The following is a 24,876-nucleotide window of genomic DNA, read 5'->3' on the forward strand; positions in this document are numbered from 1 at the left end:
ATGAATCTGTATCTCGACGAGGAGCAGACAGCCGTCCGGCAGCTGGCCGAGGACTTCGTCGACCGCGAGATCACCCCGCATGTCGTCGAGTGGGACCGCAACGAGAGCGTCGACCGGTCGATCGTGAAGAAGCTGGGCGCGCTGGGCTTCCTCGGGCTCACGATCGACGAGGAGTACGGCGGCAGCGGCGGCAGTCATCTGGCGTACTGCCTGGTCACCGAGGAGCTCGGACGCGGCGACTCGTCGGTGCGCGGCATCGTGTCCGTATCGCTCGGACTGGTCGCCAAGACGATCGCCGCGTGGGGCGACGAAGAGCAGAAGCGCCGGTGGCTGCCCCGGCTCACCGCCGGGGAGGCGCTCGGCTGCTTCGGACTCACCGAGCCGGGCACCGGGTCCGACGCCGGAAATCTGACCACCAAGGCCGTGCGGGACGGCGACGACTACGTCATCAACGGCTCCAAGATGTTCATCACCAACGGCACCTGGGCCGATGTGGTGCTCCTCTTCGCCCGTACCAACGACACGCCCGGACACCGCGGCGTCTCCGCCTTTCTGGTGCCCACGGACACCCCCGGTCTGGCGCGTCACACCATCCACGGAAAGCTCGGCCTGCGCGGCCAGGCCACCGCCGAGCTGGTGCTCGCGGATGTGCGGGTGCCGGCCGCCGCCCTGATGGGCCCGGAGGGCAAGGGCTTCTCCATCGCCATGTCCGCGCTCGCCAAGGGGCGGATGTCGGTCGCCGCGGGCTGTGTCGGGATCGCGCAGGCCGCGCTCGACGCGGCCGTCGGATATGCGGGTGAGCGCGAGCAGTTCGGCAAGTCCATTGCCTCGTACCAGCTGGTCCAGGAGCTGATCAGCGACATCTCCGTGGACGTTGCGGCCGCCAGGCTGCTGACCTGGCGGGTCGCCGACCTCGTGGACCGCGGCGAGGAGTTCGCCACCGCCGCGTCCCAGGCCAAGCTCTTCGCCTCCGAGGCCGCGGTGCGCGCGGCCAACAACGCCCTGCAGGTCTTCGGCGGCTACGGCTACATCGACGAGTACCCGGTCGGCAAACTGCTCCGCGACGCCAGGGTGATGACCCTCTACGAAGGCACCAGCCAGATCCAGAAGCTGATCATCGGCCGCGCCCTGACCGGAGTCTCCGCCTTCTGAGTCCCGGCTCTCCCGGTCACGGCCGACTGAGTACGCAGGTGAGTACGGGAGCGGATGTGGCGCGAACCACACCGGCCGATGCTGGCCGGTATGAGTGAGACACCGGTCAAGCAGCAAAGCACCGCGGCCTTCTACGGACAGGCGGTGGCCTCCTTCGCTGTCGCGCTCGCCGCCGTCGGCCTCGGCATTCTCTATCTCGACGCCAACGCCTGGGTGCGCGGCTTCCTCGCCATCGCCGTCCTCTATCTCACGACCTCGGCGTTCACCCTGGCCAAGGTGATCAGGGACCGCCAGGAGGCCGGGCAGATGGTCAGCCGCGTCGATCAGGCCAGACTGGAGAAGCTGCTCGCCGAGCACGACCCCTTCCAGAAGCTCTGAGTCTCTAAGCGCTTGCTCACCGTCGGGGTATGGTGTGCCTTCCGATGAACGGAAGGGGCGAGCGATGAGTACGGCGGAGGACACGGCCGGCGAGGACATGCCGTGGGGCGAGGTCACGCCCGAGGCCGCACGGAAGCTGCTCGTCGCCGCCGTCGAGGCCTTCGCCGAGCGCGGCTACCACGCGACGACGACCCGGGACATCGCGGGCCGCGCGGGGATGAGCCCCGCCGCGCTCTACATCCACTACAAGACAAAGGAAGAGCTGCTCCACCGGATCAGCCGGATCGGGCACGACAAGGCCCTGGAGATCCTGTCGGCGGCGGCCGACGGCGAAGGCACGCCCTCCGAGCGGCTCGCCGACGCGGTGAGCTCGTTCGTGCGCTGGCACGCCGGGCGGCACGACACCGCGCATGTGGTGCAGTACGAGATCGACGCGCTCTCCGACGACCACCGTACGGAGATCCTCGAGCTGCGCCGCCGCAGCGACGCCGTCGTACGCGGGATTCTGCGCGACGGCGTGGAGTCGGGGGAGTTCGAGGTCCCGGACGTGCCCGGCACCACGGTCGCCGTGCTGTCGCTCTGCATCGACGTGGCGCGGTGGTTCAACACGAAGGGACGCCGGACGCCCGACGAGGTCGGCGCGCTCTACGCCGACCTCGTCCTGCGCATGGTCGGTGATCAGAAGAAGTAGCGGGACACCGACTCGGCCACACAGACGGGCTTGTCGCCGCCCTCGCGCTCGACCGTGACGAGGGCGGTCACCTGTACGCCGCCGCCCGCCTCCTCCACGCTCCGGAGGACGGCGGTCGCGCGCAGCCGCGAGCCCACCGGTACGGGGGAGGGGAAGCGGACCTTGTTGGCGCCGTAGTTGATGCCCATCTTCATGCCCTCGACGCGCAGCACCTGCGGGACGAAGACCGGCAGCAGCGACAGCGTGAGATAGCCGTGCGCGATCGTGGTGCCGAAGGGGCCGCTCGCCGCGCGTTCCGGGTCGATGTGGATCCACTGGTGGTCACCGGTGGCGTCGGCGAAAAGGTCGATCCGCTTCTGTTCGATCTCCAGCCAGTCGCTGTGTCCCAGTTGCTCGCCGACACCGGCGCGCAGCTCATCGGCGGAGGTGAAGATCCTCGGCTCAGCCATGTCCCTGGTCCCTGCCTCTCTATTGTCTAAGCGCTTGCTCAGCATGGTGGGCGGATCCGGTCCTGTCAACGGACGACCAGTAGGCTCCGAGGAGTGCCACAGATTCCTGAGAAGATTCACGAGCTCACGGTCGGCCAGCTGTCCGCGCGCAGCGGCGCCGCGGTGTCGGCCCTGCACTTCTACGAGTCCAAGGGCCTCATCAGCAGCCGCCGGACCAGCGGAAACCAGCGTCGCTACGGCAGGGACGCGCTGCGCCGCGTCGCTTTCGTGCGTGCGGCCCAGCGCGTCGGCATCCCGCTCGCCACGATCAGGCAGGCCCTCGCGGAACTGCCCGAGGAGCGCACACCCGACCGGGACGACTGGGCGCGGCTGTCGCAGGCGTGGCGCAAGGAACTGGACGAGCGGATCAAGCAACTCGGCCGGCTCCGCGACCACCTCACGGACTGCATCGGCTGCGGCTGCCTCTCGCTGGAGACCTGTGTCCTGTCCAACCCGGACGACATCTTCGGCGAACGGATGACGGGCTCCCGCCTTCTCCCGGAAGGCCGCCGCCCCTCGAGGAACGACACCTGAGGGCCTCGCGGGGGTCCGCCTGCGGGTGGGCCTGTTCCCCTGTCCGCCCCTCCTCCGAACCCGGGGGCTCCGCCCCGGACCCCCCTACGCCCTGCGGGCGTGGGGCCCCACTCCTCAATCGTCGGCGGGCTCAAATGAGCCCGTCCGGCGATTGAGGACACGCCCGCAGGGCGAACCGGGTCCGGGGGCTCGGCCCCCAGTCTCGGCAGGCGAGCCCGGGCGGGGCGCGGCCGAAGGCAGAGGTGAGCCCGCACCCCCGTGCCGGGCTCACCTCCGCCGGTCCTGACCCGCGCCGGTCTACTCGTACTCCGTGCCGCCCTTACGGGTCAGATACGCCGGGCTGACCGCCTTCGCTATCGCCCGGCCGCCCACCACCGGGCTGTAGCGCTCGGTGGACGGACGGATCACGACGCCCTCGCGCAGATGCAGCTCGCGCCCCGACACCGTCTCCCGGCCGCTCGCCAGCTCCAGCACCTTCTCGATGTCGTACGGGCCCTCGAACAGCCGTGGCACCAGCGGAAGTTCACCTTCCAGCAGCCCCACCGGGTCCAGCCAGCGGACCTGGCCGTCGATCTCCGCGGAGACGTCGAACACGGCGTAACCCAGCGCCTCGGAGCGGGCGTTGGCGCCGTAGCCCAGGTCCTGCACCCCCGCGCCGTACACCTCGGCGAAGATGCCGACCCGGCTCGCCCCCAGCCTCTCGGCGAGCCGCGCCGCGACAGCCGGGACGTCATGGCCGAGCACCGCGCGCCAGTACAGATTGCGCGGGTCCTCCTTGAGCGCAAGGCCCTTCGCGCCGAAGCCCTTCGACGACACCTGCACTGTCCCGCCGTCCGCGACGCCGTACGTCATCAGACAGGCCGAGCCGTGCAGCTTCTCGGTCAGCACCACCGGCTCACCCGCCTCGAAGATCTCCGGGTAGCGCTGGATGTTCTCGATGTCGACCCACGGCAGCAGTTCGGGCGCCCGCTCCACCTCCCCGCTCATCGTCGGCGGGATCGGCGGCGACCACTTGGTGATCGAGAGCAGTTCCGCGAAGTCCGTGCCGTCCGTGGCCGCCCGCGCCAGATCGATGTCCGCGAGCGCCCGCGGCCGGCACACGATGCCCTGCGACAGCTCCCCGCGCAGCCGCACCGCCTTGACCCGGTCGGACGCCTTTCCGGCCAGCCGCCCGGTCAGACCCAGCTCCTCGATCAACTCGGCCGGGAGCACGGCCTGTTCCGGGATGTACACGGCGGCGTCACCACTGCGGTAGGCGCCCTTGGCGACGACCGCGCGATACAGGCCCACCTGGGCCAGTTCGAGTGCGTCGGCGTTCGGGTGCTCATGCACGGTCAGCAGTTCTGCGGTGACACGCAGCGTGGACATCGGCGTCTCCTCGATTACGGATTTGCGTCACCACTCTGCGGGCCACGGCCCGGTGCGGGCCACCGAATATCGGCGCCGTCCCGGGCGGCGCGCACCAGTTGGGCGTTGGACAGGGCCGGCTGCCCGTCCGGCAGGACCAGCACGTCCTCCAGGCCCACCCGTATATCCAGCCCCAGCCGCCGGGCGAGCCGCAGAACCGGCCATGCGCCGTCCTCGCCGTGCAGCAGTACGGATATGCCATGGGCAGTGCCCAGGTCGGCGAGGAGCGAGCGCGCCGACTCCTCGGCCGTGCCGGGGTCGGCGTCCATCACCTCGGCAAGCACCCGCAGGACACGCGGGGCGAGTGGGGACGCCAGAAAACGGCGCGGCCCGTCCGTGCCGGACCACAGGCCCGCCTCCACACCGACTCCGCGCTCCAGCAGAGCTGCCGCGACCAACTCCGCGCCCGGCTCGTGCCAGTTGACCGAGGCGTGGTCGGGGAGCACCGTCCACGCGCGGACGCGCTCCACCCGGCGCCCGGGATCGGGCTCGGCCCAGGCGCCCGTGGTCACGCCGACGGGGACGTCCACCACCGCCCGTATCGCCGTGACCACCTCAGCCACGGCGCGCGGCGACAGGGTGTCGTCGCCGCACGGCGTCTTGGGGTGCACATGCACCTCGGCGGCGCCGGCCGCGACAGCACGGGCCGCGGACTCGGCCATCGCCCCGGGGAACAGCGGCACGGCAGCGCCGTCGCCCGCCGAACGGGGCCCGTTCAGACAGACCTGGATCATGCCTTCGATGGTGCCGGCCACCACTGACAACGCGGGCCAGTCATCAATCGCCGGGCGGTCCGAAAGCCGGACCGTCCGGCGATTGAGGACCAGGGGTCCGGGGCGAGGGGCCCGGAAAGGGCCTCAGGCCACCGACGCCAGTTCCTTGCGCCCCGCCCGCTTCGCCGCCGCCACGGCCTCGGACGTCAGTACGGGCTGCGGCACCACAATGCCGCAGCCCGTGCAGACCGGCCCGAACCACGGCTCGTTCGCCAGATCCTGTCGCCACACAATGCGCGTTCCCCCGCACACCGGGCACCCCGCGCCGGGCTCCGTCTCCAGCGCGGATATCAGTCGCCGCAGCACCTCGTCGAGCGGGGCCGAGGGGTGGGCCGCCGGCCTGTCGCAGCGCGCGACCCCGTTCCCGCCCCAGGTCCGCCGGTGCCAGTCGTCTATCGTTGCCGGCCGCCGCAGCCCATCGTGCTTCTCCCGTTTGCGGCGGTCCGCGAAACTCTCCTCGTACGCGAGCCAGACGGCCCGCGCCTTCTCCAACTCCTCGAGCGCGGCCACCAGCCGCGCCGGATCAGGCGCCCGGTCCTCGGGTTCGATACAGTGCCTCGCGCACAGATGATCCCAGGTCGCCCGGTGCCCATAAGGGGCAAAACGCTCCAGGCATTTGCGCAGTGAGTAGCGCCGAAGCGCCAGGTCACACCGCACATCGCGCACCTGTCTCGCAAGACTCCGGAAACCGGCCATCGCACTGCCACCTCCGTCGCTGGTACTTGGGCGTCGAAGAATGGACGTACGAGTCCCCCATCCGGCTCCATCGAATCCATCGGATATCCGATGGCGGCCATCAGCAGAACATCCCCCGCGATGCGGTCGGCGCCCCATCACGCCCCGAACGCGGGCCGGTTGGTGGAGCTCGCCGCGCACCACAACCCCGGGGAGCAGTGCCTGGCACGTGCCGTGCGGTGATTCGGAAAAGGTGACGCATGTTCACCTTACTCGCGAGTCATACCGTCGGTAACCTCCAGCGCATCGGTCTCCCCGAGGAGCATCCATGCGACGACGCACCGGAAGACTCAGAACTGCCACCGCCGCCGCGGTGTTCGCGCTCGCAGCCGGTCTGCTGGCTCCCCTGCCGCAGGCCGCGGCCTCCGCCGATACCGCGGCCCCCACCGCAACCGCGGCCGACGGCGACCTGTGCAAGGGCCAGTGCGCCGACATCCTGCCGCCCGGGCAGAACGGCAACGCGACCCTCGCCGACATCCTCGCCCACAAGATCTTCGGCACCCGTCCCGGCCACAGCTCCGACCAGCTCGGCCGCTACGACTCCCTGGTCGGGGGCTATGACGGACTCACCGACGCCAAGCTCAACGACTTCTTCAACGACTCCTCCTTCGGCGTTCCCGACGGCCAGGTCGAATCCGTCACCACACCCCGCCCCGATGTCACGATCACCCGCGACAAGAAGACCGGCGTCCCCCACATCAAGGGCACCACCCGCTATGGGACGGAGTTCGGAGCCGGCTTCGCCGCGGGCCAGGACCGGCTGTGGATGATGGACCTCTTCCGGCACATCGGCCGCGGCGAGCTCACCCCCTTCGCCGGCGGCGCCCTCGCCAACCAGGGCCTGGAGCAGCAGTTCTGGCCTTCTGCCCCGTACACCGAGGCCGACTACCAGGCGCAGATCGAGCGCATCAGGACCACCGAGGGTGCGCGCGGCGAGCAGGCCATGGCCGACGCCCAGGCGTACGTCGACGGCATCAACACCTACCGCGTGCAGTCCAAGAACGGACGCTACTTCCCCGGTGAGTACGTCCTCACCGGGCATATCGACTCGATCACCAACGTCGGAGAGATACAGCCCTTCACGCTCTCCGACCTGATCGCCATCGCGTCGGTCGTCGGCGGCCAGTTCGGCGGCGGTGGCGGCGGCGAGGTGCAGGCCGCGCTCTCCCTGCTCGCCGCCCAGCAGAAGTACGGCCTGGTGGAAGGCACCAGGGTTTGGGAGTCCTTCCGGCAGCGCGAGGACCCCGAGGCCGTGCTCACCCTGCACGACGGCTCCAGCTTCCCGTTCGCCAACAAGCCCGCCAACCCGCGCGGCACCGCACTGCCCGATGCCGGATCGGTCGTCACCGAACAGCTCCTCTACGACAGAACCGGCTCGGCGGGCAGCAACGCCAAGTCCCCGCTGCGAGCCCCGGCAACACTCAAGCCTGCCCAGGGCATGTTCGACGACGGGGTCATCGAGCCCGGCTCGATCGGCGGCAGGCGCGGTATGTCCAACGCGCTCCTCGTCTCCGGCAAGAGCACCGCGAGCGGCCACCCCGTCGCCGTATTCGGCCCTCAAACCGGCTACTTCGCGCCACAGTTGATGATGCTCCAGGAGCTCCAGGGCCCGGGCATCTCCGCCCGCGGAGTCTCCTTCGCCGGGGTCGGCATGTACGTCCAGATGGGCCGCGGCCAGGACTACGCCTGGTCCGCCACCTCCTCCGCCCAGGACATCACCGACACCTACGCGGTCGAGCTCTGCCAGGACGACGTCCACTACCTCTACCGGGGCGTGTGCACCCCGATGGAGAAACTGGAGAAGCGCAACGCCTGGAAGCCGTCGGTCGCCGACTCCACCGCGGCCGGCTCCTACCGGATGCAGGTCTGGCGCACCAACTACGGCATCGTCACCCACCGCGCCAAGATCGGTGGCAAGCCCGTCGCGTACACCTCGCTGCGCACCACGTACCGCCACGAGGCCGACTCGATCATCGGCTTCCAGATGCTCAACGACCCGTCGTTCGTGACCGACGCCGCGTCCTTCCAGCAGGCCGCCCACAACATCGACTACGCCTTCAACTGGTTCTACGCCGACTCCCGCACCGCCGCCTACTTCAACAGCGGCATGAACCCGGCGCGGTCGCCCGCCACCGACCCCGCGCTGCCCGTCACGGCGGAGCGGCAGTACGAGTGGCAGGGCTTCGACCCGGCGAACAACACGGCCACCTACACGTCCTTCGCCCAGCATCCGCAGTCCATCGGCCAGGACTACTACATCTCCTGGAACAACCGGCAGGCCAAGGGGTACGCCACCGCGGCCTTCGGCTTCGGGGCCGTGCACCGCGGCGATCTGCTCAACGGCCGCGTGGCCAGGCTCGTCGCCGACGGCGGGGTCACCCGCGCCTCGCTCACCCGGGCGATGGCGGAGGCCGCCGTCACCGATCTGCGCGGGGAGCAGCTGCTGCCCGAGCTGCTGACGGTGCTGCGCTCGGGGCCTGTCACCGACCCCCGGCTGAACACCGCCATCCTGCAGTTGGAGTCCTGGCGGGCCGCGGGCTCGCCACGCAGGGAGACCTCGCCCGGCTCGCACCAGTACACCCACCCGGACGCCGTGCGCCTCATGGACGCCTGGTGGCCGCTGCTGATCGAGGCGGAGTTCAGACCGGGGCTCGGCGACGGTCTCTACCGAGCGCTCGCCGGGAACCTCCCGGTCGACGAGTCCCCGGCCGCGAGCCACGGCCCGACCGGCGCGCACAGCGGCTCCGCCTTCCAGAACGGCTGGTGGGCCTTCGCCGACAAGGATCTGCGCCAGGTCCTGGGACAGCCGGTCCAGGGCCCCCTGGCGAAGACGTACTGCGGCAACGGCGACCTGGCCGCCTGTCGTGACGCGCTCCTTGCCGCGCTGAAGCAGGCCACAGCCAAGCCGGCGACCGAGGTCTATCCCGCCGACGGCAGTTGCAAGGCGGGTGAGCAGTGGTGCGCGGACTCGATCGTCCACCGTGCGCTGGGCGGCATCACCCACCCGGGCATCAGCTGGCAGAACCGCCCCACCTACCAGCAGGTGGTGGAGTTCCCCACCCACCGTTAGGCGCCAATCACCGTGGGCCGCACGGGCGTTGAACCCATCAGCGTCCGATGCGGCCCGCGGCGAGCACCACCCGGGCCAGCTCCTCGTGGCAGATGTCGCTGTGCGCACCGGTCGGCGGCCCGCCGCGCTTCACCACCGACGCCGTGTCCACGCTGACGCAGCCCGAGGCCGGAATCCCCTGTCGCAGCGCTTCCTCCAGGGTCAGCTGCGCCAGCGGCCGGACGGCCTGGATGCCGTCGTGTCCCATCGCCCACCACCGCTTGTCGAGTCCGAGCGCGCTTCTGTCGTCCCCGGCCAGGCTGGACGCCAGTGGATAGATCACCCCGAGCGCGCTGTCGTGCCGTGAATAGCAGGCCACCACTGGTCCGTCGACCCGGTGCTCCATGGTGCGCAGGACGCCGCCGCTGTGCGTCGCATGGGGCAGGCTCGTGGCGAACGCATAGTGCGAGAACGCGCCTTGAAGGAGTGTCACCGACTTCACGTTCCGTACGCCGTCGGGCAGCCCGCGCAGCGCGAAGGAGACCAGCCGCGCGCCCTGGCTGTGCCCGACCAGATGCACCCGCACATCGGGGGACGACCGGGCCAGCTGCCCGAGCAGCGGGCCGAGGCCCAGTTCGCCGACCGTCCCGGCCCGCCGCTTCATCGCGTAGTACGTCGTCTGCCGCAGCAGCTCCTTCGCACCCTTCCAGGCCTTCTTGAGGCCGCCGGGGAGGGAGAAGGACGCGTTGGCGGTCTCCTTGTCCGTCATCTCGCCGGTCTCCTCCAGTGCCAGCGTGAAGCGGCGGCACATCGTGAGCGCATCCTCTAGCAGCACGGCCGGCGGGCTCTGCTCGTCGTACGGCAGATCGTCCGAGAAGGCGGCCTCAAGACCGCCGGCCGGCACCTCGGTCAACCGCCGCGCGAGCGTGCCGAACTCCGCGAACGCCGCCTCCGACTCCGGCTGTGCGTCGAGCAGCTGAGCCAGCCGACGTACCGTCTCGTCATGCCCGGGGAAGAGCTCGACGAGCGCGTCCTGTGTTGCCTTGTCAAGACTGGAAGCCGTCAGGGGGGCGACAGTGAAGGGCCGGAAGTCCGGAATCGGCTCGTCCGCGAACTTCATGGACGGCCAGACGACGCCGGCATACCCGAGCCGGACGCCAGGAGCGCCCGCCAGCAGGCCCGGGAAGGGCGCGAAGAAGGCCGAATACAGCCGGTTGGCGATGGCGGGCGAGTTGTTCCACCCGTGTGCGAACATCACCAGATCGGTGACGTTCAGCTCCGCCAGCCGGTCCCGCTGCACGACGTTGACGTCGCCGTCCTTGTCGAAAGTGATCTCCCGGTACGGCTCTACGCTCATTTCCGGCATGACCGGCCCTCCCCGTTTTTGTCCCCTGATGACACAGCATCCTGCGGGAAGGGAGGAACGGCCATACCTGTGGCGGGGTTTGGTCGTGGCTGATTCCGGGCGACTGCCTCAGTCCGTCACAGGCGGTCGGCCGCGTGGATCCGGTGGAGATGGATCAGCGCGTCGTACGAGGGGGGCGGGCTGCCCTCAGTACCGCAGATACCTCTTCCGCATGGACCTGAACGCCGCCAGCTCACCCCGCCAGGCCCCCACCACCTCGTCCGTACCCGCCCCCGCGTCGATCATCGTCCGCACCTTCGCCGACCCCGTCAGCTTGTCGATCCAGTTGTCCGGGCGCCAGGCGAAGCCGCTCCACACCCGCTTCGCGGTCACCAGCAGACCGATCCCGGTGCGCACCGGGTCGTACGAATCCCGGTCGTGGACGTGCAGTTGGACTCCGCCGATCGTCCTGCCCTGGTACTTGGAGAAGGTCGGCGCGAAGTACGCCTCGCGGAAGCGGACGCCCGGCAGTTCGAGCGTGTTCGCGGCCTCGGCCCAGCGCCGGTCGATGCCCTCCGCGCCGAGGAGTTCGAACGGGCGGGTCGTGCCACGCCCCTCCGACAGATTGGTGCCCTCGAAGAGACAGGTGCCCGAGTACACCAGCGCGGTGTCCGGCGTCGGCATATTGGGGCTCGGCGGCACCCAGGGCAGCCCGGTCCCGTCGAAGAAGTACGACCGGCGCCAGCCCGACATCCGTACGGTCTCCAGCTCCACCGGCCTTGCCAGGAACTCGCCGTTGAACAGCCCCGCCAGCTCGGTCACGGTCATGCCGTGCGCCTGCGAGATCGGCTCGCGGCCCACGAAGGTCGCGAAGGCCTTGTCGAGCACGGGACCGAGGGCGGCCCGGCCCGTCACCGGGTTCGGCCGGTCGAGCACCACGAAGCGCTTGCCCACGAGCGCGGCCGCCTGCATACAGTCGTAGAGCGTCCAGATGTAGGTGTAGAAGCGCGCGCCGGCGTCCTGGATGTCGAAGACGACCGTGTCCACGCCCGATGCGGTGAAGATGTCGGCGAGCGGCTGTCCGCTCTTGCCGAACGTGTCGTAGACGGGCAGCCCGGTCGCCGGGTCGTCGTAGCGGCCCTCGGAGCCGCCCGCCTGGGCCGTGCCGCGGAAGCCGTGCTCGGGGCCGAAGACGGCAACCAGGTTCACCCGGTCGTCGGCGTGCATGACGTCGACGATGTGGTGCACGTCCGGGGTGATCCCGGTCGGGTTGGTGACCACACCGACCCGCTGCCCCGACAGGGAGGCGTAGCCGTCGGCGGCCAGCCGGTCGAAGCCGGTGCGGACCCGGCGGCGGCCCGGATGGGCGCCGATCGGCGCGGAAACCGGTGCGGCGGTCGCGGTGGATCCGGTCGCGGCCAGTGCGCCCACCGCGCCACCGGCGGCCAATAAACCCCGTCTGGACAGGCTCATCGGGTACCTCCGTGATCGCTGTCTGTCATGGCCACGCACGCTAGCGTGCACGGCGGGTGGGCGGAACGATTGAGACGGCGCGTTCGCACACCCGGCCCTCGCGGCCTCCGCCCCCTTCCGCAGTTACATACCGACTGGTTAGTCTGCTCGGACGGGACGGCACGCGGAGAGGCGGATCTTGATGAGTACGGTGCAGGGCGCTGGGGTTGTGGTCACGGGCGCGGGAGGCGGCATCGGCGCCGCACTGGCCCGCCGGTTCGCGGCGCAGGGCGCCCGCGTCGTGGTCAACGACATCGACCCGGTCAAGGCCAAGTCGATCGCTGCCGAGATTGGGGCCACCGCCGTGCCCGGCGACGCCTCCGAGATCGTGGAAGCCGCCCGCGACGCACTGGGCGGAACCGTCGACGTCTACTGCGCCAACGCCGGCCTCGCCTCGCCCGGCGACGCCTTCGCCGACGAGAAGGTCTGGGCGGCCGCCTGGGACGTCAACGTCATGGCGCACGTCCGCGCGGTACGCACGCTGCTGCCCGACTGGCTGGAGCGCGGCAGCGGCCGCTTCGTCTCCACCGTCTCCGCGGCCGGACTGCTCACCATGGTCGGCGCGGCCCCGTACAGCGTCAGCAAGCACGGCGCGTACGCCTTCGCCGAGTGGCTCTCGCTCACCTACCGCCACCGCGGCCTCAAGGTGCACGCCATCTGCCCGCAGGGAGTGCGTACGGACATGCTCACCGCGGCCGGATCGGCGGGCGAACTCGTACTCGCCCCCACCGCCATCGACCCCGAGGACGTCGCCGACGCGCTGTTCGAGGGCATCGAGGCCGACCGCTTCCAGATCCTCCCGCACCCCGAGGTCGCCGATTACTACCAGGCCCGCGCCGCAACCCCCGAGCGCTGGCTGGACGGCATGAACCACATCCAGCAGAAGTGGGAAGGGGCCGGCCAGTGACCTCGATCTACGCCGCCAAGCCCTGGCTCACGCAGCTCACCGATGCCCAGCGGGACCCGATCACACCGCCCCCGAGCGTGGTGCACTCCTTCCGGGCAGCCGTCGCCCGCGCCCCCGAGCACACCGCCCTCGCGTACTTCGACGGGCGGCTGAGCTACCGCGAGACCGACGAGCTCTCCGACTCCGTCGCGGGCCATCTCGCGGCCCGCGGGGTGGTGCGCGGAGACCGCGTCGCGATCATGCTGCAGAACACCCCGCACTTCGTGATCGCGCTGCTGGCCGCCTGGAAGGCCGGGGCCACCGTCGTCCCGCTCAACCCGATGTACAAGTCGGCCGAGGTCGGGCACGTACTCAAGGACGCCGATGTCACCGTGCTCATCTGCTCGGACCGGGCATGGGAGTCGTATCTGCGCGACAGCGCCGCCGAATCGCCCGTACGCCTCGCCCTCACCGCCTGCGAACTGGACCTCCAGAGCCGCAACGACGCCCGCGTCCTCGGCTTCGAGCGGCAGCCTCGCCCGGAGGACACCCATGACCTGGTGAGCGTGGCCAAACTGGGGCTGCGCGCGCCCGAGGGGCGTGAACTGACCCCCGACGACGTGGCGTTGATCAGCTACACCTCCGGCACGTCCGGCACCCCCAAGGGCGCCATGAACCTGCACCGCGGCATCGTCCACAACGCCGAGCGCCAGCGCACCGGCCACCCGCTGCCCGAGGGCGCCTGTTACTTCGCGCTCGCGCCGCTGTTCCACATCACCGGCATGGTCTGCGAGCTCGCCGCTTGCTTCGCCAACGCGGGCACCCTCGCCCTCGCCTACCGCTTCGAGGCGGGAGTCGTCCTCGACGCCTTCGCCGAGCACCGGCCCGCGTACACCGTCGGGCCCTCCACCGCCTTCATGGCGCTCGCCGCGCACCCCGCGGCGACCCGCGAGCACTTCGCCTCGTTCCAGGTGATCTCCTCGGGCGGGGCCCCGGTGCCGCCCGCACTGGTCGAGAAGTTCCGTACGGGCTTCGGCCCCTACCTCCACAACGGCTACGGACTCACCGAGTGCACGGCGCCCTGCGCCTCCGTGCCGCCGGAGAAGGAGGCCCCGGTCGATCCCGCGTCCGGTACCCTCTCCGTCGGCCTGCCCGGGCCGGACACGCTCGTGCGGATCGTCGACGAGAAGGGCCAGGACGTGCCCTTCGGAGAGCACGGCGAGATTGCCGTCAGCGGCCCCTCGGTGGTCCCCGGCTACTGGCGGCTGCCCGAAGCGAGTGCCGAGGCCTTTCCGGACGGCGAGCTGCGCACCGGCGACATCGGCTTCATGGACGCGGACGGCTGGCTCTACGTCGTCGACCGCAAGAAGGACATGATCAATGCGTCCGGCTTCAAGGTCTGGCCGCGCGAGGTCGAGGACGTCCTGTACACGCACCCGGCGGTGCGCGAGGCGGCCGTGGTCGGCATCCCCGACGCCTACCGCGGCGAGTCGGTCAAGGCGTTCGTGAGTCTGCGCCCGGGGGTTGCCGCCGAACCGGCCGAGATCTCGGCGTACTGTGCGGATCGACTCGCGGCATACAAATACCCCCGCGAAGTCGAGATCCTGCCAGAGCTGCCGAAGACGACAAGTGGGAAGATCCTCAGGCGGGAACTGCGTTTCCCCGGTTAGATCCAAGGAATTGACGAGAGGCGGGTGGCGGCACATGGCCAGGACGACGGACGGGGACGGCACCCCCGTTCCGCAGAGGCTGCTGGCCGCTGCCACCCGGCTCTTCGCCGAGCGCGGCTACGACCGCACCTCGGTGCAGGAGATCGTCGAGGCGGCCGGCGTCACCAAGGGAGCGCTGTACCACTACTTCGGCTCCAAGGAAGACCTGCTGCAGGAGGTCTATTCACGCGTGCTGCGGCTCCAGCAGGAGCGGCTCGACGCCTTCGCGGGCGCCGACGAGCCGGTGGAGAAGCGGCTGCGGGGCGCGGCGGCGGATGTCGTGGTGACCACGATCGACAACCTCGACGACGCCGCGATCTTCTTCCGCTCCATGCACCATCTGAGCCCGGAGAAGCACAAGCAGGTGCGCGTCGAGCGCCGGCGCTACCACGAGCGTTTCCGTGCGCTGGTCGAAGAGGGTCAGCAGAGCGGGGTGTTCTCCTCGGCCACGCCGGCGGACCTGGTGGTGGACTACCACTTCGGCTCGGTCCACCATCTGTCGACGTGGTACCGCCCGGACGGCCCGCTCACCCCGCAACAGGTGGCGGACCACCTCGCGGACATGCTGCTCAGGGCGCTCCGCCCGTAGCCCGAACCGGGGCCGCCCCCAAATCCTCGGGGCTCCGCCCCGAACCTCCCCCTACGCCCTGGCGGGCGTGGGGGACGCCCACGCCTCAATCGCCGGCGGGGCTCATATTGAGCCCCGCCGGCGATTGAGGCGCATGCGGCCGAAGGTCGCATACCGGGCTGGGGGCTTGCCCCCAGTTGCGGGAAGGGGCGGGGAGGGGAACAAGCCCCTCAGCCGCCCACCCCGCCGCAGCTACATGTACTGCTTCAGCTCACGCCGCGCCAGCGACCGCTGATGCACCTCGTCCGGCCCGTCCGCCAGCTTCAACGTCCGCGCCGCCGACCACAGTTCCGCCAGCGGGAAGTCCTGGCTGACCCCGCCCGCGCCGTGCACCTGAATCGCCTTGTCGAGGATGTCGACGACCGCCCTCGGAGTCGCGATCTTGATCGCCTGGATCTCGGTGTGCGCCCCGCGGTTGCCCACCGTGTCCATCAGCCAGGCCGTCTTCAGCACCAGCAGCCGCAGCTGTTCGACCGTGACCCGGGCGTCCGCGATCCAGTTCTGTACGACACCCTGCTGGGCGATCGCCTTGCCGAAGGCCGTACGGGACACGGCCCGCTTGCACATCAGCTCGATGGCCCGCTCGGCCATGCCGATCAGCCGCATGCAGTGGTGGATACGGCCCGGGCCGAGGCGCGCCTGGGCGATGGCGAAGCCGCCGCCCTCCTCGCCGATCAGATTCGACACCGGCACCCGTACGTTGTCGAAGACGACCTCGGCATGGCCGCCGTGCGCGTGGTCCTCGTAGCCGTACACCTGCATGGCGCGCCGGACCTCCAGGCCCGGGGTGTCGCGCGGCACGAGGACCATCGACTGCTGGCGGCGTATGTCGGTCCCGTCCGGGTCCGTCTTGCCCATCACGATGAAGATCTTGCAGTCGGGGTTCATCGCCCCGGAGATGTACCACTTGCGGCCGTTGATGACGTAGTCGTCGCCGTCGCGGTCGATCCGCGTCTGGATGTTCGTCGCGTCGGACGAGGCGACCTCGGGCTCGGTCATGGCGAACGCGGACCGGATCTCCCCGGCCAGCAGCGGCTCCAGCCACTGCTTCTTCTGCTGCTCGTTGCCGAACTGCGTGAGCACCTCCATGTTCCCGGTGTCGGGCGCGGCGCAGTTCAGCGCGGTCGGGGCCAGGTGCGGGCTGCGACCGGTGATTTCGGCGAGCGGCGCGTACTGCAGATTGGTCAGTCCGGCCCCGTGCTCCGCGTCGGGCAGGAAGAGATTCCACAGGCCCTGCTTGCGCGCCTCGGCCTTGAGCTCGTCGAAGATCACCGGGGTGTCCCACGGCGAGGCCAGCTGGGCGCGCTGCTCGTGCTCGATCGCCTCGGACGGGTAGACATGCTCGTCCATGAAGGCGAGGAGCTTGGCCCGCAGTTCCTCGGTGCGCGCGTCGAATGCGAAGTCCATGGGAGTACTCAGCCTTCCTGGAGGGTGGTGAGGCCGTGCTCGATGAAGAGGGGCACGAGATCGCCGATCCGGTCGAAGCCGGCGCCGACGGTCTGGCCGAGGGTGTAGCGGTAGTGGATACCCTCGAGGATCACGGCGAGCTTGAACCAGGCGAAGGCTGTGTACCAGGAGATGGCGGAGGTGTCCCGGCCGGAGCGGGCGGCATACCGCTCGACCAGCTCGGCCACCTCCGGGTGGCCCGCGGCCCCCGCGGTGGTGCTGACGGGGGAGTTGGGCAGCTCCAGCTCGACGCTGTACATCACCAGCAGCCCGAGGTCGGTCAGCGGATCGCCGAGCGTCGACATCTCCCAGTCGAGGATCGCCTTGATCCGGTCGTCCGGGCCGACCAGCACGTTGTCCAGGCGGTAGTCGCCGTGGATGACGGAGGGCGCGGGCGAATCGGGCAGTGCGCGGCCGAGCGCGGCATGCAGCTCGTCGATGCCGGCCAGCTCGCGGTTGCGGGAGGCGTCCAGCTGCTTGCCCCAGCGGCGCAGCTGCCGGTCGAGGAAGCCCTCGGGCCGCCCGAAGTCGCCGAGACCCACGGACTCGGGGTCCACGGCGTGCAGTTCGACCAGGGTGTCGACCAGGCCGAGGACCGTTTCCCTGGTGCGCTCGGGGCCGATCGCGGCCAGCTCCTCGGCCGTCCGGTACGGAGTGCCGTCCACGAACTCCATGACGTAGAACTGCGACCCGATCACCGAGTCGTCCTCGCACAGCACCACCGGCGCGGGCACCGGGACGGCGGTCGGATGCAGCGCGCTGATCACCCGGTGCTCACGCTTCATGTCGTGCGCGGTGGCCAGTACATGCCCGAGCGGGGGCCGGCGGACGACCCAGTTGCCGGTGCCGTCGGTGACGGAGTACGTGAGATTGGAGCGGCCGCCCTGGATCAGCCGGGCGCTGAGCGGTCCGCTCACCAGGCCTGGGCGCTCGCGGTCCAGGTAACCGCGCAGCTGCTCGGGATCGAGGCCTGGCGGGGGGACTGAGCTCATTGTTGGCACCTCCGAGGGCGGCTGAACGGGTCTCGCTCATCATGACCGACCAGTCGGTATGTAGTCCAGTGCGCTCACTGAACCCAGGTCAGGATCACTGGCCAGTGACACATTGGTGGGTGTTGGTCACATATGAGTACGTCGGCCGGCCGGCTCAGACAGACCTCGGGCGTGGCCCCGGGCGCGGTGCGGGCGTGCCCAGGGCGTGCCTCGGGTGCGGCGCGGGTGCGGCTCAGGCGTGGCAGGCGACCGGAACGCCGCCGTTCATCACGGCCATGTCGCCGAACACGGCGGCCACGTCGAGCGGTGAGCCTTCGGGCCGCCCGTCCAGCTCCGCGTACGCCCGGTGCAGATTGGCCACCAGCCGCTCGCTCTCCCGCAGCTCGGCGAAGACTCCGAGATCGGCCTCGCGCGCGGTCTCCAGCGGGGTGCGCCCCTTGGCGTGCCCCTCCTGTGCCAGCTCGGCCACATACCGCAGATAGCGCTCCGTCGCGTCGTACGCGGAGGGGTCGGTGATCGGGCCATGACCCGGCACCACGGTCGTGGCGTCGAGCGAGCGCAGTACGTCCAGGGCCCGCAGTGACCCGCTGAGCGAGCCGACCGGGATGAACGGTGTGCCGCCCTGGAAGATCAGGTCCCCGGTGAAGACCACCCGCTGCTGCGGCAGATGCACGATCGTGTCTCCGAGGGTGTGCGCCGCTCCGCCGGGGTGGATGAGCCGTACCTCGAGGTCCCCGACATGCACGGTCAGCCGGTCGTTGTACGTCACGGTCGGGGCGGTGATCTCGATGGCGCCGAAGTCGGTCCCCGGCCATACGAGATGGAGCTGATGGCCCGCCGCGAGCTGCTCGCCGCGGCAGGAGTCGTGGCCGATCACCACGGCGTCCGGAGTGAAGACGCCGTTGCCGTAGGTGTGGTCGCCGTGGTGGTGCGTATTGACCAGCGTGCGCGGCAGCGGGGCGCCGGTCGCCAGCAGTGCCTCACGCAGGGCGAGCGTCCGCCGCTCGGTGGCGGCGGTGTCGACGAGCAGGGTCGACTCCCCGTCGCTGATGAACCCCGCGTTGTTCAGACACCAGCCGCCGTCCGGCTGGACGTAGGCATGCACTTCTGGCGCGAGCTGGACGGTGTACGGATCCGTGGCAGACAATTGAAATCCCCTGAGTCAAGGCCGAACCGGTCAGTAAAGACTGTCAGTTGGCCGTGGCGCGGGGGAAGCCGGGGTCTGTGGTCAGTGGTCGTCCCAGTGCCCGTCGTGCTGGGCGTGACGGTGTCTGTCGTGGACATAGTCGAGGTGGTCGCCGTGCCGCACGGCCGGGTGACCGCAGCCGGGGCCGTGATCGTGTGCATGACCGCTGTGCGAGATGTGCTCGCCCGGCTCGCACTCGTCCCAGTGCCCCGAGTGCTCCTTGTGGAAGTGACCGTCGTGCGCGTAGTCGACGTGGTCACCGTGCGGGACCTCGGGATGTCCGCAGGCCGGACCGTGGGTGTGCTCGTGCGCGGGGTGCTCGTGATGGAGTACGGCCATGACGCTTCACCTTTGATGCGATTTGCTACGTTCTGAGGCTTCCAGATTAGACCCGTCCCGGCTTGCGCGAGCGCGTGCCACGCACGAGGGTCGGATCATGAAGGCGATCAGCTACAGCCGCTACGGCGGCCCGGAGGTCCTGGAGTACGGGGAGCGCCCCGAGCCCAAGGTCGGTCCCGACTCCGTTCTGGTCAAGGTGCGCGCGGCGGCCGTCAACCCGGTCGACTGGAAGGCCCGCGAGGGGTACGTCGACAGCCTCTTCGAGGCCGTCTTCCCGGTCGTTCCGGGCTGGGACGTCTCCGGCGTGGTCGTCCAACCAGGCATCGCCGTCACCGAGTTCGCCGTCGGCGACGAGGTGATGGGATACGTACGCGAGGACATGCTCTGCCGCGGCACCTTCGCCGAGTACGTCGCCGCGCCGCTGCGCACGCTCGCCCGCAAGCCGCTGAACCTGAGCTTCGAGCAGGCGGCCGGGCTGCCGCTGGCCGGCCTCACCGCGTACCAGGTGCTGAACCACGTGCTGAAGGTGCGAGGAGGGGACACGGTCCTCGTCCACGCCGCCGCGGGCGGGGTCGGCTCGCTCGCCGTACAGCTCGCCAAGCACGCGGGCGCGCGGGTCATCGGCACGGCGAGCGAACGCAACCACGAGCATCTGCGCGAGCTGGGCGCGGAACCGGTGACGTACGGGGAAGGGCTCGCCGACCGGGTGCGTGCGCTGGCGCCCGACGGCGTCGACGCGGTCTTCGACACGATCGGCGGGGACGCGCTCAGCGCCTCGGTCGAGGTACTCGCCTCCGAGGGCCGCCTCGCCTCGATCGCCGACCGCGAGGTCCTCAGCCTCGGTGGCCACTACTACTGGGTGCGGCCGGACGCGGCGGACCTGGCGGCGCTGGGCGAGCTCGCCGAGCAGGGCGTGGTCACCGTCCATGTGGACAGAACCTTCCCCCTGGAGAAGACGGCCGACGCCCACGCCCTGAACGCGGAGGGCCGCACCCGCGGCAAGATCGTGGTGACGGTCGACTGGGCCGACTGAGCTCAGACGATCATCGCTACCGCGAAACCGGCCAGGGCGATCGTGCACGCCACCGCCGCCAGTGCCGCAGGCTCCGGCAGCGTACGCGGGGTGGGGCGGCCGCCCAGGGCGTGTACCCGGCGGTGGGCCACCCGCAGAAAGCCCAGCCACACCAGCGCACTGCATGCCACCGCCACGAACCCGGCCGTGCTCAGACCGCCCCCGGCCACCTGCCGGGCGGCGAGCACCGCCGCCACGGTGAATGCCAGCGTGGTCCGGCGCCACGCCAGCCGGGTCCGCTCGGGCTGCAGCCCCGGATCCCGTTCGCGCGCGCCGCTCAACGGCCGCCCTCCCAGCCGAAGAGCACGACCACCACCATGGCCACGGCGACGACGGCGACCACAAGGCTGAGCAGTGTGGGGAAGCGGGACACGGGCAGATCCTCGCCGCGCCGCATCGCCCGTTCGCACCGCGCCCAGTGAGTGACCGCCCGCAGCGCGCAGAGCACTCCCGCGGCGAGCAGCCCGAGCGCCATCCCCGCCCGCAGGCCCCACGCCAGTTCCGGCAGAAACTGATCGACAGCGAACCCGCCGCCGATGAGCGCGAGCGCCGTACGCAGCCAGGCGAGAAAGGTCCGCTCGTTGGCGAGCGAGAACCGGTAGTCGGGGGTCTCGCCCTCCTCCCGCACCCGCTGGGGCGCGAACCACAGCCGCAGGCTCTGTCCGAAGTCGCTCACGCGTCACACCCTACCTGCGGACTTGTCGGACTCGGGCCGCGGGCCGCGGGAACTCAGGCCGCGCGGAACGCCCGCAGCCGCTCGTACGCCTCAAGCCCGTCCGGCACCCACTGCCACTCGCCGAGCCGCTGCTCCAGCTCCTCCTCCGGGAGGAAGGCGTGCCACGCGACCTCCTCCGCCTGAGGGTTCACCGGCAGCTCGCAGCGCACCTCGTACACGGCCGACCACCAGGTCTGCTCGCCGCTCTCGTAGAGGAACTTGAACAGCGGCAGGGGCCGGGGGAGTCCAAAGACCCCCAGCTCCTCCTCGGCCTCGCGCAGCGCCGCGGCGTCGTAGCTTTCGCCCGCGCCGACGACACCGCCCACGAACATGTCGTACAGCGAAGGGAAGACCAGCTTCGTCGCCGTCCTGCGGTGCACAAAGATCTGGCCCCGCGCGTCCCTGGCCTGGATGAACACACAGCGGTGGCGCATGCCCCGCGCGTACGCCTCGCCGCGCGGGGCCTGGCCGATCACCTCGTCGTTCTCGTCGACGATGTCCAGGATTTCCTCGGCGGGAGTCATGGCCCAATCCAATCACCGACAAGGACAGATCTGACTGTTGACTAGTTACTCGCGCGTACCGAAGATCGGACCACCGCACTCGCCGCCGACACCCGATACCCGAGACCCGAGACCCGAGCCCAGGCACGGAGCACGGGGCACGAGGCCCGACAAGGATGGAACCTCATGGCGTACGACGCTGATGTGATCGTGATCGGGGCAGGGATCGCGGGCCTCGTGGCCACCGCGGAACTCGTCGACGCCGGGCGCAAGGTCATCCTGCTCGACCAGGAGCCGGAGCAGTCGATCGGCGGGCAGGCGCACTGGTCCTTCGGCGGACTGTTCTTCGTCGACTCGCCCGAGCAGCGCCGGATGCGGATCAAGGACAGCCGGGAACTCGCGCTCCAGGACTGGCTCGGCACCGCGGGCTTCGACCGCGACGAGGACCGCCGGCCGCGCGAGTGGGCCGAGGCGTACGTCGACTTCGCATCCGGCGAGAAGCGGGCCTGGCTGCATGCCCAGGGTGTGCGGTTCTTCCCGGTCGTGGGCTGGGCCGAGCGCGGCGGCTACGACGCCACGGGGCACGGCAACTCCGTACCCCGCTTCCACATCACCTGGGGGACAGGACCGGGAATCGTCGCCCCCTTCGAACGCCGGGTCCGAGAAGGCGTTGCACGCGGCCTCGTCGAGCTGAAGTTCCGCCACCGGGTGACCGGGCTGAGCAGCAGCGCGGGCTCGCTGGACACGGTCAGCGGCGAGGTCCTCGAACCCTCCGACGCCGAGCGCGGCACCGCGAGCAGCCGCGAGGTCGCCGGAGCCTTCGAGTTCCGGGCCCAGGCGGTGATCGTCACCTCCGGCGGCATCGGCGGCAACCACGACCTCGTGCGCGCCCAGTGGCCCGACCGGCTCGGTACCCCGCCGGAGAAGATGCTCTCCGGCGTCCCCGCGCACGTCGACGGACTGATGCTCGGCATCGCGGAGCGCGCGGGCGCGAGCCACATCAACCGCGACCGGATGTGGCACTACACCGAGGGCATCGAGAACTGGAACCCGATCTGGGCCAGGCACGGCATCCGCATCCTGCCCGGACCCTCGTCGCTCTGGCTGGACGCGCGCGGCAAGCGGCTGCCGGTGCCGCTCTTCCCCGGCTTCGACACGCTCGGAACGCTCGAGCACATCATGAAGTCCGGCTACGACTACACCTGGTTCGTCCTCGACCAGAAGATCATCGGGAAGGAGTTCGCACTCTCGGGCTCCGAGCAGAACCCCGATCTGACGGGGAAGTCGATCCGCGATGTCATCGGGCGCGCGAGGGCGGATGTGCCGGGTCCCGTGAAGGCGTTCATGGACCGCGGGGTGGACTTCGTCGTCGAGAAGGATCTCTCCGCTCTCGTACGGGGCATGAACGCGCTGACCAAGGAGCCGCTGATCGACGAGGCGGAGCTGCGGCGCGAGATCACCGCACGGGACCGGGAGATCAGGAACCCGTTCACCAAGGACCTCCAGGTCACGGCGATTCGCGGGGCGCGCAAGTATCTGGGCGACAAGCTGATACGTACGGCTGCGCCGCACCGCATTCTCGACCCGAAGGCGGGTCCGCTCATCGCCGTACGGCTGAACATCCTCACCCGCAAGTCGCTCGGCGGGCTGGAGACGGACCTGTCCTCCCGAGTGCTCACGGCGGGCGGCGAGCCGCTGCCGGGCCTGTATGCGGCAGGGGAGGCGGCGGGGTTCGGCGGCGGGGGTGTGCACGGTTACCGGTCGCTGGAGGGCACGTTCCTGGGGGGCTGTCTGTTCTCGGGGCGGGCGGCGGGGCGCGCGGCGGCGCACGCGGTGCGCTAGCGCTGTCGCCTGCGGCGGGACTGTTCCCCAACCCGCCCCTTCCCGTAACTGGGGCGCAGCCCCAGTGGGGAGGCGTCGGCCAAGCCGAGTGTGACGGAAGTCTGACGTGCCGCCGACTTTCCTGGCGTACAGGCTTCCGTGGTGTTCGAATCGAAGGGTGACCACACACCATTCCGACACCGAGGGCGCCCCGGTCGGCCGCCGCTTGGTGCTCGGCATGCTCGGACTCGGCGCCGGCGGAATCGCCGCGGCGCCGTATCTGCAGCGCGGGCTCGAAGCCTTCCTCGGCGCGGCCTCGGACAAGGACCCCACCGGCCTGACCGGGCTGCTGCCCAACGGCGGTGGTTTCCGCTACTACTCCGTCGCCGCCTCCGTACCGCACAAGAGCGAGCAGAACTACCGGCTGACCGTCGACGGCCTGGTCGACCGGCCGGCGACGTACACCCTCGACGCGCTGCGCAAGCTGCCACAGACCCGGGTCGTGCGCGACGTGCAGTGCGTCACCGGCTGGCGCGTCCCCGAGACCGCCTTCGCGGGCGTCAAGCTGTCGCTGCTGCTGGACGCCGCCGGCGTGCGCCCCGAGGCCAAGGCGATCCGCTTCAGCTGCTTCGACGGCACATACAGCGAGAGCCTCACCCTGCCGCAGGCGCGCCGCGACGATGTGCTGGTCTGTCTGCAGATGCAGGACAAGCCGGTCAGCCACTCCCATGGCGGCCCGGTCCGGCTCTATGTCGCGCCGATGTACTTCTACAAGTCGGCGAAGTGGCTCTCCGGGATCACCGTCACCCCTGATGTCCGGCCCGGCTACTGGGAGGAGCGGGGCTATGACGTCGACGCCTGGGTCGGCCGGTCCAACGGCCGCAGCGACACCCCCACCGTCTGAACTGCCCGCGCGCGTCAAGCGGTTCAGCCGCGCCGAGCGCTGGGTGCACCGCACCACCGCTGTGCTGATGCTGCTGTGTGTGGCGACCGCAGCGGCTCTGTACGTACCGCAGATCGCCGAGCTCGTCGGCCGCCGCTATCTCGTGGTCACCGTCCACGAGTGGGCCGGAATCCTGCTGCCCGTGCCCTTCCTGCTCGGTCTTGCCTCGCCCGCCTTCCGGGCCGATCTGCGCACGCTGAACCGCTTCGGGCCGCACGACAGGAAGTGGCTGCGGGCGGCGCGGCGGCGTGATCGCCGGCCCGAGTCCCGTCCGGCGGGCAAGTTCAATGCCGGGCAGAAGGTCTATTCGGCCTGGATCGCGGGCGCGGTGCTGGTGATGCTGGCGACCGGCCTGCTGATGTGGTTCACCCATCTGACGCCGCTGGTATGGCGCAACGGCGCCACCTTCGTACATGACTGGCTCGCGCTGTCCATCGGCATCGTGCTCGCCGGGCACATCGGAATGGCGCTCGCCGACCCGGAGGCACGAAGGGGTATGCGTACCGGTTCGGTCGAGCGTCCGTGGGCGAAGCGGGAGCACCCGCTGTGGCTGAAGGACGACTAGAAGGACG

The 24,876-nt window shown here is 70.3% G+C and carries 25 protein-coding genes; 12 read left to right on the forward strand and 13 right to left on the reverse strand.

The window, feature by feature from the left end; all coding sequences use genetic code 11:
• The 3 genes from ACQEVG_RS11325 (at nucleotide 1) to ACQEVG_RS11335 (ending at nucleotide 2,221) form a co-directional block, all read left to right on the forward strand.
• Nucleotides 1-1,152 carry an acyl-CoA dehydrogenase family protein gene (locus ACQEVG_RS11325; RefSeq protein ID WP_432980826.1) on the forward strand — a complete coding sequence of 384 codons (1,152 nt, stop codon included), beginning with the start codon at nucleotides 1-3 and terminating at the stop codon, nucleotides 1,150-1,152.
• Nucleotides 1,153-1,242: 90 nt separating this feature from the next.
• A complete protein-coding gene (locus tag ACQEVG_RS11330; protein ID WP_432980829.1) occupies nucleotides 1,243-1,530 on the forward strand; it encodes a YiaA/YiaB family inner membrane protein in 288 nt (95 codons plus the stop codon).
• A gap of 64 nt (nucleotides 1,531-1,594) precedes the next feature.
• Nucleotides 1,595-2,221, forward strand: coding sequence for a TetR/AcrR family transcriptional regulator (locus ACQEVG_RS11335; protein ID WP_432980832.1), 627 nt, complete (start codon nucleotides 1,595-1,597; stop codon nucleotides 2,219-2,221).
• Here ACQEVG_RS11335 and ACQEVG_RS11340 read toward each other — a convergent pair.
• Nucleotides 2,209-2,670, reverse strand: a complete 462-nt coding sequence (locus ACQEVG_RS11340) for a MaoC family dehydratase (protein ID WP_432980835.1) — start codon at nucleotides 2,668-2,670, stop codon at nucleotides 2,209-2,211. The two genes, ACQEVG_RS11335 and ACQEVG_RS11340, sit on opposite strands and share 13 nt — an antisense overlap.
• 93 nt (nucleotides 2,671-2,763) lie before the next feature.
• Between ACQEVG_RS11340 and soxR the strand changes: the two genes are divergently transcribed.
• Nucleotides 2,764-3,243: a redox-sensitive transcriptional activator SoxR gene (gene soxR / locus ACQEVG_RS11345; RefSeq protein WP_432980838.1), complete on the forward strand. Its 480-nt coding sequence runs from the start codon at nucleotides 2,764-2,766 to the stop codon at nucleotides 3,241-3,243.
• A gap of 297 nt (nucleotides 3,244-3,540) precedes the next feature.
• On the opposite strand, the gene ACQEVG_RS11350 is transcribed toward soxR, so the two are convergent.
• The 3 genes from ACQEVG_RS11350 to ACQEVG_RS11360 form a co-directional block, all read right to left on the reverse strand.
• Complete coding sequence (locus ACQEVG_RS11350) at nucleotides 3,541-4,611, reverse strand: RNA ligase (ATP) (protein WP_432980841.1); 1,071 nt, start codon at nucleotides 4,609-4,611, stop codon at nucleotides 3,541-3,543.
• A gap of 14 nt (nucleotides 4,612-4,625) precedes the next feature.
• Nucleotides 4,626-5,384 carry a 3-keto-5-aminohexanoate cleavage protein gene (locus ACQEVG_RS11355; RefSeq protein ID WP_432980844.1) on the reverse strand — a complete coding sequence of 253 codons (759 nt, stop codon included), beginning with the start codon at nucleotides 5,382-5,384 and terminating at the stop codon, nucleotides 4,626-4,628.
• Nucleotides 5,385-5,507: 123 nt separating this feature from the next.
• Nucleotides 5,508-6,119: a hypothetical protein gene (locus ACQEVG_RS11360; RefSeq protein ID WP_432980847.1), complete on the reverse strand. Its 612-nt coding sequence runs from the start codon at nucleotides 6,117-6,119 to the stop codon at nucleotides 5,508-5,510.
• Between the two features lie 307 nt (nucleotides 6,120-6,426).
• Here ACQEVG_RS11360 and ACQEVG_RS11365 point away from each other — a divergent pair, with 307 nt between their 5' ends.
• Nucleotides 6,427-9,228 (forward strand): penicillin acylase family protein, encoded by a 2,802-nt coding sequence (locus ACQEVG_RS11365; RefSeq protein WP_432980850.1) that lies wholly within the window; start codon nucleotides 6,427-6,429, stop codon nucleotides 9,226-9,228.
• 37 nt (nucleotides 9,229-9,265) lie between these two features.
• Here the strand turns inward: ACQEVG_RS11365 and ACQEVG_RS11370 are convergent, their stop codons facing one another.
• Both ACQEVG_RS11370 and ACQEVG_RS11375 read right to left on the reverse strand, forming a co-directional pair.
• Complete coding sequence (locus tag ACQEVG_RS11370) at nucleotides 9,266-10,573, reverse strand: serine-threonine protein kinase (protein WP_432980853.1); 1,308 nt, start codon at nucleotides 10,571-10,573, stop codon at nucleotides 9,266-9,268.
• Nucleotides 10,574-10,759: 186 nt separating this feature from the next.
• Complete coding sequence (locus ACQEVG_RS11375) at nucleotides 10,760-12,025, reverse strand: exo-beta-N-acetylmuramidase NamZ family protein (RefSeq protein WP_432980856.1); 1,266 nt, start codon at nucleotides 12,023-12,025, stop codon at nucleotides 10,760-10,762.
• Nucleotides 12,026-12,206: 181 nt separating this feature from the next.
• Here ACQEVG_RS11375 and ACQEVG_RS11380 point away from each other — a divergent pair, with 181 nt between their 5' ends.
• The 3 genes from ACQEVG_RS11380 to ACQEVG_RS11390 are packed head-to-tail and all read left to right on the forward strand — an operon-like array spanning nucleotide 12,207 to nucleotide 15,248.
• Nucleotides 12,207-12,971 (forward strand): SDR family oxidoreductase, encoded by a 765-nt coding sequence (locus ACQEVG_RS11380; RefSeq protein ID WP_432980859.1) that lies wholly within the window; start codon nucleotides 12,207-12,209, stop codon nucleotides 12,969-12,971.
• Nucleotides 12,968-14,620: an AMP-binding protein gene (locus ACQEVG_RS11385; RefSeq protein ID WP_432980862.1), complete on the forward strand. Its 1,653-nt coding sequence runs from the start codon at nucleotides 12,968-12,970 to the stop codon at nucleotides 14,618-14,620. The genes ACQEVG_RS11380 and ACQEVG_RS11385 overlap by 4 nt, the downstream gene beginning before the upstream one ends.
• 34 nt (nucleotides 14,621-14,654) lie before the next feature.
• Nucleotides 14,655-15,248 (forward strand): TetR/AcrR family transcriptional regulator, encoded by a 594-nt coding sequence (locus tag ACQEVG_RS11390; protein WP_432980865.1) that lies wholly within the window; start codon nucleotides 14,655-14,657, stop codon nucleotides 15,246-15,248.
• 231 nt (nucleotides 15,249-15,479) lie between these two features.
• On the opposite strand, the gene ACQEVG_RS11395 is transcribed toward ACQEVG_RS11390, so the two are convergent.
• From ACQEVG_RS11395 to ACQEVG_RS11410, 4 genes are all read right to left on the reverse strand, one after another.
• A complete protein-coding gene (locus ACQEVG_RS11395) occupies nucleotides 15,480-16,694 on the reverse strand; it encodes an acyl-CoA dehydrogenase family protein (protein ID WP_432980868.1) in 1,215 nt (404 codons plus the stop codon).
• 8 nt (nucleotides 16,695-16,702) lie between these two features.
• The gene (locus ACQEVG_RS11400; protein WP_432980871.1) at nucleotides 16,703-17,725 is read right to left on the reverse strand and encodes a phosphotransferase family protein; all 1,023 of its coding nucleotides are present in this window, start codon (nucleotides 17,723-17,725) and stop codon (nucleotides 16,703-16,705) included.
• A 232-nt stretch (nucleotides 17,726-17,957) separates the two neighbouring features.
• On the reverse strand, nucleotides 17,958-18,872 hold the full coding sequence (locus tag ACQEVG_RS11405; protein WP_432980874.1) for an MBL fold metallo-hydrolase: 915 nt from the start codon (nucleotides 18,870-18,872) through the stop codon (nucleotides 17,958-17,960).
• A gap of 81 nt (nucleotides 18,873-18,953) precedes the next feature.
• Nucleotides 18,954-19,250: a hypothetical protein gene (locus ACQEVG_RS11410; RefSeq protein ID WP_432980877.1), complete on the reverse strand. Its 297-nt coding sequence runs from the start codon at nucleotides 19,248-19,250 to the stop codon at nucleotides 18,954-18,956.
• A 97-nt stretch (nucleotides 19,251-19,347) separates the two neighbouring features.
• Here ACQEVG_RS11410 and ACQEVG_RS11415 point away from each other — a divergent pair, with 97 nt between their 5' ends.
• Complete coding sequence (locus ACQEVG_RS11415; protein WP_432980880.1) at nucleotides 19,348-20,283, forward strand: NADP-dependent oxidoreductase; 936 nt, start codon at nucleotides 19,348-19,350, stop codon at nucleotides 20,281-20,283.
• 2 nt (nucleotides 20,284-20,285) lie between these two features.
• On the opposite strand, the gene ACQEVG_RS11420 is transcribed toward ACQEVG_RS11415, so the two are convergent.
• The 3 genes from ACQEVG_RS11420 to ACQEVG_RS11430 are packed head-to-tail and all read right to left on the reverse strand — an operon-like array spanning nucleotide 20,286 to nucleotide 21,561.
• Entirely contained in the window at nucleotides 20,286-20,603 is a 318-nt protein-coding gene (locus tag ACQEVG_RS11420) for a DUF202 domain-containing protein (RefSeq protein WP_432980883.1), read from the reverse strand.
• A complete protein-coding gene (locus ACQEVG_RS11425) occupies nucleotides 20,600-20,998 on the reverse strand; it encodes a YidH family protein (RefSeq protein WP_432980886.1) in 399 nt (132 codons plus the stop codon). Before ACQEVG_RS11425 ends, ACQEVG_RS11420 begins: the two co-directional genes overlap by 4 nt.
• A gap of 53 nt (nucleotides 20,999-21,051) precedes the next feature.
• Nucleotides 21,052-21,561 (reverse strand): NUDIX hydrolase, encoded by a 510-nt coding sequence (locus ACQEVG_RS11430; RefSeq protein WP_432980889.1) that lies wholly within the window; start codon nucleotides 21,559-21,561, stop codon nucleotides 21,052-21,054.
• A gap of 165 nt (nucleotides 21,562-21,726) precedes the next feature.
• On the opposite strand from ACQEVG_RS11430, the gene ACQEVG_RS11435 reads away from it, so the two are divergent.
• The 3 genes from ACQEVG_RS11435 to ACQEVG_RS11445 all read left to right on the forward strand — a co-directional run bounded on the left by ACQEVG_RS11435 (nucleotide 21,727) and on the right by ACQEVG_RS11445 (nucleotide 24,869).
• Nucleotides 21,727-23,382: an FAD-binding dehydrogenase gene (locus ACQEVG_RS11435; protein WP_432980892.1), complete on the forward strand. Its 1,656-nt coding sequence runs from the start codon at nucleotides 21,727-21,729 to the stop codon at nucleotides 23,380-23,382.
• Between the two features lie 217 nt (nucleotides 23,383-23,599).
• A complete protein-coding gene (locus tag ACQEVG_RS11440) occupies nucleotides 23,600-24,265 on the forward strand; it encodes a molybdopterin-dependent oxidoreductase (protein ID WP_432985273.1) in 666 nt (221 codons plus the stop codon).
• Complete coding sequence (locus ACQEVG_RS11445; RefSeq protein ID WP_432980895.1) at nucleotides 24,207-24,869, forward strand: cytochrome b/b6 domain-containing protein; 663 nt, start codon at nucleotides 24,207-24,209, stop codon at nucleotides 24,867-24,869. Before ACQEVG_RS11440 ends, ACQEVG_RS11445 begins: the two co-directional genes overlap by 59 nt.
• Nucleotides 24,870-24,876 lie beyond the last annotated feature (7 nt).

The organism is Streptomyces sp. CA-135486 (assembly GCF_050936555.1).
Taxonomy (GTDB): Bacteria; Actinomycetota; Actinomycetes; order Streptomycetales; family Streptomycetaceae; genus Streptomyces.